Below are 8,242 nucleotides of genomic sequence, written 5' to 3' on the forward strand. Positions count from 1 at the left end.
ATATTTTCTCGACAGGTAAAAATTAATCGCCATGGCCTCGGTCAGCACCAGATCGCCATCAATCAGAGTGGGTACCTGGGCAAGTGGATTTAGCTGTAAATATTCGGGAGTGTGCTTCTCTTCCTCGAAAGGATTTATCTTGACATGCTGGAAATCAAGACCAAGTTCCGCCAGCGTAAACAATACATATTTCGCGCGTGACCATTCAATTCCGTACAAAGTAATCATGTTTTCACCTTGAAGTTAACGCTTGCTATTGCATAATGGATTAATTACTGCATTTTAGCGGGTCTGTTTGTGCTCCTGACCCCGAAGGTTTGAATCCGAGCAACACTGTCAACCGCGACATTACCGGCAGTCGGTTCCAGATCCCCGCCCAGAATTTTCAAGAACGTCGACTTGGCGCAACCGTTCGCGCCGATCAGGCCATAGCGATTACCGCCGCAGAATTTAACGCAAACATTTTCAAACAGTGACTTGGCGCCGAATTGCAGGGTGTTATTGGCTGTTGTAATCAAAGTGGATACCCGCGGATTCTTTTTGCAAGAAAGGGGCGCATATTCTATACGTTTTTCAATGATTCTGCTGAGTTATGGTGCATGTTAGTCCACAGATTCGACGATCCATTGCACGGAACGGCGATTGAAGGGTATGCTTCACTGGTATGGAATTTTGAGTGTGGATCTAATACCTTCTGGCGATAACTTGTGACCAGACTTTAAGCGATGACAGTTCTATAAAAAATAAGGAGATAGAATGAATGCTACAGGATTGGCTATTACTCTTGATGTAATCTATCCCGTCATTTCGGATATTTAATTGTAGTTAGACGGCAGACATGTCTACTATCCGACAGTACTTTGATACGGACTTCGATCACATGCTGCGGGTGCATATTACGTACACCGCTAGTGACGTACCGTGTGACGCGTCGATGTTCTATGATGCAAATGCAAATTCAGCATTCTTGGCTTTCTATTTTGGAGATGCTTCACTTCAACCGAGCGACTTCGAAAAGATCCTTGGATCAATCAAATACGGTACGTCTCAGTTTTCGCTGCAAGGCGCCGTATGGTTACCATCGGCACGAGTCTTCCACGGTAGCTTACGAGTCCATAACGAAAACCCTTTCAAGATTGAATATCAGCTCTTCGGCGACCCGACATGGCGCAATCTGCTCAGTACACCCCCATCTCGGCGAGTATTCATTTATGCAGAGACAAGTTTTTGTGAAACGCAAATTTCAGAGTTAATCGACGCTGCCGGCATTCTTGGACACGAGCTACAGTTCCGCGATGCCGCGTATGCGAATCGACGAACGATCTTGGAAAAGCCACTTGCATTTATTAGCCACGACTCGCGCGACAAAGAGGCCATTGCCCGACCCATCGCTCTTAACCTTCAGCGAAAAATCTGCCCTGTTTGGTACGACGAGTTCTCATTGAAGTTAGGTGTAAATCTTCGAGAATCTATTGAGGAAGGGCTGAAGGAATGTAAGAAGTGTGTTCTTGTACTAAGTCCTAACTTCTTGAGTAATCGCAGCTGGGGCAAGAAGGAGTTCGAATCCATCTTTACACGCGAGATTCTCGAGGACGCAAAGCTCGTTCTGCCCATTTGGGTAGACGTCACAAAGGAGCAGGTTTATCAGTTCAGTCCTTCCTTGGTGAACGTCAAGGGTATAGACTGGAATGCGGTAGGCGAAGATGAGGTCTGTCGACAGATTTACGTGGCGACTACAAGTACTGTCTAATATTTCAGTCAAGCCGCGTAAGGCGGAAGCTGAAAGCGTTCCGCCGAACGAGTGTGATGATGGCATTAGATGATAGGTTGGCGCTGGTTTTGGTTTGACGGATCACCCTTCGGGCGTCCGTCCTACGAAGCTGAAAACAAGCCGCCATAAAGATAAATGCATTCCACCTTCATCGATTCGGATTCCGGCTCAGCTTGTAGCTGATCTGATACTCTGCGCCTTCCGCTTCAATGATGAGCGACGATTCCCGGCTGTTTTCGCCTTTCTTCAATGCGGGAATCGTGGCGGTGAAGGGGCCGTCGTCGTCTTCGCCGCTATCCAATTCGAAAACGGTGATGTTGAGCCGGTTGTCAAAAGCGGTATTTTTAGGGTAATAAGAATTGAGCATCCGCCGTTCGTCGTCGTCGAAATCTTCATCGGTGAAGTCGAGGAAATTGGTGGCCATATCGTCGGCGGTTAGGGTGAGGTGGATTTCATCTGCGCCCAGCCCGCTTTGGTCTTCGATACTGTAGATTTCCAGGTGATTCAGGTAGGAAATACTGTAGCGATAGCCCGCCAGGAATTCAAAGTCCGTTGTCTGGCTGCGTTCCAGCAAAATATAAACATCCTTGATGTCGGCGGCACGGTTATAGTCGATCACTATGAGCCGATCTTCATTGGTTACCTGCGCAAAAGGCGCCGGTGGGGCGATGCCTTCGAACAGACTGAGACGGATTTTTCGTTCAAAATCGTTTTGGATATAAAACTGTACCGGGTAAGGATTGCCGCTCAATAATTGTTCGGCCAGCGGCGCCCGGAACCAGCATTCGTCGTTTGCGCCATTTTTCTGGCCAACCGGCAAGCGCGGGTCTTTGGGGATGTCGTTGGGCAATAAACCGATGGCGAGGAAGCGGTTTTCGCCGGTGTGCTTGATGAAAGAAAAAGCGATGTTGCCGGTGAATTGATCCTCTCTTTCAGCAGCTTTCAGACGGATGAACATTGACCGGTGTACATCGACCTGATCGCCTATCTCAGACAGCCCGAATTCATGTTGCAGACTGTTTAACCAGTCGAGGTCGAGTCCCAGTTCGCCCCATTTGACTTGATTGAACGGATCAATTTTTGTGGACATAGCGTTTTCGTAATAGAAAGCGGCTTCCAGATTGGGGCTATAAGTGAACGTGTAAGTACCCGGTTCATGAATATAAATCCACTGGAATACGCCGGAGGAGGGGATCTTCAGGTCATTGGCGATATTGACTTTGACCAGTGAATCCGGCGCTTGAAAATGCACAAAATCGCCCTGCAGTTTGGCTTGATTGGGGGTGTTGTGCGGAAATTGCCAATGCACTTGCGCCAGAATGCCTTTGTGGTCGCTTTGGATTCTTTCAAACGCCATATCCAACGCGGAGAAATTGGACGGCAAAATCCGCATGTGCTGCGCCACCAGATGGCGAGGCGTTTCGCCCACGGCATCGGTGCGTTGTTTCGGAAAACAGATGTAATCCAACCGCTCTTTCAACCCTGCCGGCAAATACTTGCCATCTTTCAGATTAGTGTTGGTCAAACCCGGGTCTGCTTCCATGAAAGCACCCGGCGGCGCCATCAATGTGCGCCAACCGTCGATCAGTTGCCCGGTGAAAATCAACTGGTTTTGCCTGACGGTTATTCCTTGCGAGGCGTTGTTGTACGGTCCGCCGTTGTTAATAAACACGTTGGTCCATTCGCCATGACCCTCGGTGGAATAGGGCGGGGTGTCGCCGCGGATGTTCAAATCACCCAGTACGATGACTTTATCCCAATTGCTATTATCTTCCGGCGCGCCGATGAGGTCGATGAGCCCGGCTTCGATGACTTTCAGTTGCCGCAAGCGGATGGTGTGATGTTCGCCGACTTCCTCGTAAAAAGCCTGCAAGTGCGTCAAGGCGATGGTGACGATTTCAAAGTGCAATCCCGTACTTATCTGTACGATTGCCACGCCTTTTTCCGCCAAGCCATCATCGCTCGCGCTCATCGGGTAAAACATTCCGGCAATGCCAGCACTAACGTAGGGATAAAACCGGCTGCGGTTATTTGAAAAGTTATAGTCCGACGGCGGCAATTCGCGAAACTCGAATTTGCTGAATATCGCCAGCCCGCCGTCGTTCAAATCGCCGCTGCCGCCGTTGAACGACACGATGAAATGGGGATACATGTCCTTGAGTCCTGTCTCCAGAATCTCCTTGGCATCTTCGTTATCCGCCTCGTTGAACACCACCACATCGGGATGCTCATCAAAAGCAAAATTACCGGGATCGAGTGCTTTGACCGCCGCCTTTGCGCGCCATTCTGCGTCGCTATGAGGACCTGCGGGCCAGGCTTGCGCCTGGATGTTCATGGTTAAGATTCTGATATGTCTCATGATAGAAGAACTCCCTAAGCTGGGTGATTAGCAGATTATTGAAAACTCGTGTGTACTGTTGTTTGATCGAAGTATTCTAACGCGCTTGATCGGTTTTCACAGGATTTAATCCTATTGCGGCAATCAACATTCCAAGAACCGCCAGTCCTGAAACAATCGCAAACGCGTGTAAATAGCTGCCGGTGAGGTCCTTAACGCTGCCGGATAGCAGTGTTCCGAGGATGGCGCCGGTGCCGTAGGCGGTAAACACCAATCCGTAATTCTGCGCATAATGCAGTTTTCCGAAGAAGATACCGGTCGCGGTGGGTGCCAGCGCCAGCCAGCCACCCAGGCACATCCACAACACGCAGAATGCGAATAAGTAGAGCATGGCATTGCCTTGTCCGAAAAAGAACAAGAGTAAAGACGCACCTAGAATCATCGTGAATGAAACTATTGCGGTATGCTTCGGACCCAGCTTGTCGGTTAAAGCCCCGAACAACGGCCGCCCGAGTCCGTTGAATACCGCAAACAATGAAACTGCGAATGCTGCGGTGGTCGCGTCTAACTGCGCCAGTTCAGTTCCTACCGGGGATGCGATGCCGATCGCCATTAATCCTGCCAGACAGCCGATCGTGTACGTAGCCCACAGCGCATAGAAACTACGGGTCTTCAACATTTCTCGCCTGCTGAGGTTTAACGATGGCATTAAATCAGTCGCCGCAGAAGCTGTTTTTACTCCCGCAGGTACCCATCCAGTTGGTGGGAAACTCAATAGCTGAGCTAAAAGCATTATTACAACCAAAAACGCGACCCCTAGGTAAAGAAACGTATTGAGTATTCCAATACCCGGTTGATCGATCAACGTTTTCATAAGTGGCGCGATTACTAATGCCGATATGCCAAAACCCATAACCGTTAAGCCAATCGCCAAGCCACTTTTTTGCGGGAACCATTTCGCAACCACTGCAATCGGGCATCCGTATACAATACCGACCCCAGCTCCACCTAACACTCCATACAAAATGGTCAGGACAGTAATATCTGGAGAAAAGCTTGCAGCCACCCATCCTGTTCCGACCAGCAAGCTTCCAAGCATAGTTGTCTTTTTGGGCCCCCATCGCGCCACTAAGCTCCCAGCCAGCGGCATCGCAACCGCAAATACCGCCAGAAACACCATAAACGGATAGCCGCTCTGGCTCGACGTGATCCCCCACAAGCTTTCCAATGGTTTTCTGAAAACACTGAATGCATAAATGGATCCAAGGCAAACATTTATTAATAATCCTGTCGAAACAAGTATCCATCTCCCTTGTTCAGCTTCCATACCGAATAGTTTCAAATTCTGTACTGCCATTCCAATTGTTCTCCATCATTCCATCTTAATATTTCAATCAGCACTGTCTCTTAGTCGTGAAGATTGTTGTCATAATCTTACCGCTTTTCGTCTTTTGCCGGGTATTGACCTGAAATATGGGCATGCAGCCATTGAGAAATCAGGGAGTGTCCGGGTCTTTGGGACCATGTCAAGTGCTGCTCGGTGCATAAGACCATCAATGTATTAGAGAAACTACCTAAAGCCATGTAGCCCAAAGTCAAAAAAGCCTGCATGATTTTTGGCAAGCAGAAACTCGGGAGAAGGCTTACAAAGCATTTGATGATTGTATTGAACGATTCAGTCCGAAATATCCGGGTGTTGTTATCTAAAGAAAAGAAGCCAATTATAAAAACTGACTGGAGTCAGATGGCTTCGCTTTGCCTCAAAACATAGATTTCAAAAAAAATCATAAAGTTGATTTTGCAGCAAATGTTGTTTGAAGTAACGGGAGTTTGTTTTGAATGCTCTTCTCTGGAGAAAGCTTCAAAGCTCATCAGCAGCGGACTGTTTTAATTTATTCGAATGATTGATGTATCTTATAGCGAAGCCGCCAATACTTGCGTTACCTCTATCTTAAATATACCCAAAGATAAAGTCCTTTGCCATAAGGTGGTAAATTTTTATGTGGTAGAAAAGTTACCACATTTATTATTGGCTTCTAGTGGATTTGAGTGGATGCGGTAGTGGCGGAGGCGGTGAGATTCGAACTCACGGTAGAGTCACCCCTACGGCAGTTTTCAAGACTGCTGCCTTAAACCGCTCGGCCACACCTCCAATTACAGAGCTAATAGAGTTGCAATCATACCTTTTAGAATTCTTCTTGGCTAGCTACCGCGTACTTTATTTAGCAATTGAACTTGCGATTACCCATGGCCTTGTTACGAGGAACATTATAGTTTGTGTTTTTGAAGCCAGCGTAGCGCGCCGTTTTTGATTTTCTGCACCTATCCTCGCGGTCTTGCCGCGGGGATAGGTGCAGGGCGCGCGGAGCAAAATTTTTAGAGAATAGCTGGAGATAATCAGATTTATTCTTCTTATTCAGCAGCACAGCAAAATTTCCGCAGTTGTGTAGAGATCTTATATTGATTAATAGTGTAAACTTGGCATATGCTTAGGAAAGCGATAGTAATCATCCTTACAAAAGAGCAAAGCGATCACCTGAAGAAGATCGTATGTAGCCATAGTGCGGCTGCAGGATGCCTGAAAGAACTGAGATTTTCTGTGTTGTGCTTTAGGCAATCAAAATCATACGATTGCGTTAAAATGTGAAACGATAGGAATGAGTGTCAGAAAATGGCATGAGCCTGAAGTTAAAGACGAATAAATTGAAAATAATATATCTATGTTTGACAAGTTCATTGTATGCAAACCTCAGAATTCCATTAATTGTTGATTAACACTAACCCCTCTACTGTGACTAAGCAAATCAATACTTTATTAATGACGTCATTATTTTTTATGCGCATGGTTTTAGTCATCTGGATGGCTGCATATACCGCTAGTGCCACATCTGCACCCGTATCTGGTCCGATCAAATGGCATCCGGGACATTATTATGCAATTAATATGGGCGATAAAAATAATTCTAACTATATGGCGAAAGTATACAGCGAACTGAAAAAGACGCCAGCTCTGCGCGGAGTACAAATTCGTTATACTTGGGCAGAACTGGAGGAGTCATATGGTGTATACAATTTTTCTTCTATTGATAAGCGTCTTGCCGAACTTGCTGCTCAAAATAAACGGCTTGTCATTGTATTGCAAATAAAAGCATTCGATCCTAATATAGCTTTCGTTCCAGAATACTTAAGAACGGGAATATACGACGAAGGTATATTTGCTTATAATAATGGTGGCACCGCAATCATTAAAGGGCACAACATCAAGCTGTGGAATTCCGAGTTGCGTGATCGCCTGGTTGCATTAGTTAGTGCATTGGGAATGCGCTATAATTCCCACCCCTACTTCGAAGGTATTGGCTTGACGGAAACTTCCATGGGAGTACCCATAAAATCGTTATCCAAAATACAGGTAGATGATTTTTACAACAATCTACTCATAGTAAACAAAAAGATGCGTGAGTTTTTCCCCAATACTATGACATTCCAGTTCACAAACCAGCCGCGCCCGATTCTGGAATCATTCATAGGAAACCTGAGTGCAATGGGAACAGGGCTCGGTGGGCCAGATATTTTCATTGAGGATCCGGGGCTTAATTCCCTAGGGGATAAAAGCTCTCCGAGCGGAGTATATTCCTACTATTCTAAACTTTCTGGGATCACCCCTCTAACACCCTCAGTGATGCAGTCAAACTATAAGAATACCAAATGGGATGGAACAGGTTATGCGCCGACCGTCTTGGAGCTGCTCATTTTTGCACGGGAAAAACTGAAAGCCAATTATATATTTTGGACGCGGGCTCCAGAATATTTTCCAAAAGTATTGGCGCTATTGAACGAATCAAATCAAACCAGCGATCCTGCCGGCGGACTGGATCCGAATTGTCCCAAGGCCTACAACTCCTGTATCGACTAGCTGTTTGAACAATCCATCGACTACAGGAAATATCGGCTATGTTCTTATGACTTATCACATTTCTGGACAAAAAGTTAAATTACCTCCGGCAGAGCCGGAGGCTTATCGCTGGAGCCCCTCAAAGGGGATGTTTGCGAGCCGCTAAGCGGCACCTACATACCCAATTTCAACTGATCATAACGTTCATCTTCCTTTTCCTGATCTCGGATATACGCTCTGA

The 8,242-nt window shown here is 46.7% G+C and carries 5 protein-coding genes, 1 tRNA gene and 2 pseudogenes; 3 read left to right on the forward strand and 5 right to left on the reverse strand.

Annotation, left to right across the window (positions count from 1 at the left end):
* Together K2P83_RS11315 and K2P83_RS11320 are read right to left on the reverse strand one after the other, a co-directional pair.
* On the reverse strand, window positions 1–228 hold a 228-nt coding region (locus K2P83_RS11315), incomplete at its 3' end, for a glutathione S-transferase N-terminal domain-containing protein (protein WP_292929248.1).
* Window positions 229–332: 104 nt separating this feature from the next.
* A pseudogene (locus tag K2P83_RS11320) lies at window positions 333–518 on the reverse strand (ATP-binding cassette domain-containing protein); the annotation flags it as partial.
* 320 nt (window positions 519–838) lie between these two features.
* On the opposite strand from K2P83_RS11320, the gene K2P83_RS11325 reads away from it, so the two are divergent.
* Window positions 839–1,750 (forward strand): toll/interleukin-1 receptor domain-containing protein, encoded by a 912-nt coding sequence (locus K2P83_RS11325; protein WP_292929250.1) that lies wholly within the window; start codon window positions 839–841, stop codon window positions 1,748–1,750.
* A gap of 169 nt (window positions 1,751–1,919) precedes the next feature.
* On the opposite strand, the gene K2P83_RS11330 is transcribed toward K2P83_RS11325, so the two are convergent.
* Together K2P83_RS11330 and K2P83_RS11335 are read right to left on the reverse strand one after the other, a co-directional pair.
* Window positions 1,920–4,130 (reverse strand): endonuclease/exonuclease/phosphatase family protein, encoded by a 2,211-nt coding sequence (locus K2P83_RS11330; RefSeq protein WP_292929252.1) that lies wholly within the window; start codon window positions 4,128–4,130, stop codon window positions 1,920–1,922.
* A 76-nt stretch (window positions 4,131–4,206) separates the two neighbouring features.
* The gene (locus tag K2P83_RS11335) at window positions 4,207–5,466 is read right to left on the reverse strand and encodes an OFA family MFS transporter (protein WP_292929254.1); all 1,260 of its coding nucleotides are present in this window, start codon (window positions 5,464–5,466) and stop codon (window positions 4,207–4,209) included.
* 186 nt (window positions 5,467–5,652) lie between these two features.
* On the opposite strand from K2P83_RS11335, the pseudogene K2P83_RS11340 reads away from it, so the two are divergent.
* Window positions 5,653–5,801: pseudogene (locus tag K2P83_RS11340) on the forward strand (IS256 family transposase); the annotation flags it as partial.
* Window positions 5,802–6,171: 370 nt separating this feature from the next.
* Here the strand turns inward: K2P83_RS11340 and K2P83_RS11345 are convergent.
* Window positions 6,172–6,261: transfer RNA gene (locus K2P83_RS11345), tRNA-Ser, on the reverse strand.
* A gap of 639 nt (window positions 6,262–6,900) precedes the next feature.
* Here K2P83_RS11345 and K2P83_RS11350 point away from each other — a divergent pair.
* Complete coding sequence (locus K2P83_RS11350; RefSeq protein ID WP_363279572.1) at window positions 6,901–8,022, forward strand: glycoside hydrolase; 1,122 nt, start codon at window positions 6,901–6,903, stop codon at window positions 8,020–8,022.
* Window positions 8,023–8,242 lie beyond the last annotated feature (220 nt).

Source organism: Nitrosomonas sp., from assembly GCF_019752415.1.
Taxonomy (GTDB): domain Bacteria; phylum Pseudomonadota; class Gammaproteobacteria; order Burkholderiales; family Nitrosomonadaceae; genus Nitrosomonas.

What these genes read in the sequence shown, in the direction of transcription:
- K2P83_RS11325 (WP_292929250.1), top strand. Translation starts at nt 839, where the DNA reads ATGTCTACTATCCGACAGTACTTTGATACGGACTTCGATCACATGCTG.
- K2P83_RS11330 (WP_292929252.1), bottom strand. Translation starts at nt 4,130, where the DNA reads ATGAGACATATCAGAATCTTAACCATGAACATCCAGGCGCAAGCCTGG.
- K2P83_RS11335 (WP_292929254.1), bottom strand. Translation starts at nt 5,466, where the DNA reads ATGGCAGTACAGAATTTGAAACTATTCGGTATGGAAGCTGAACAAGGG.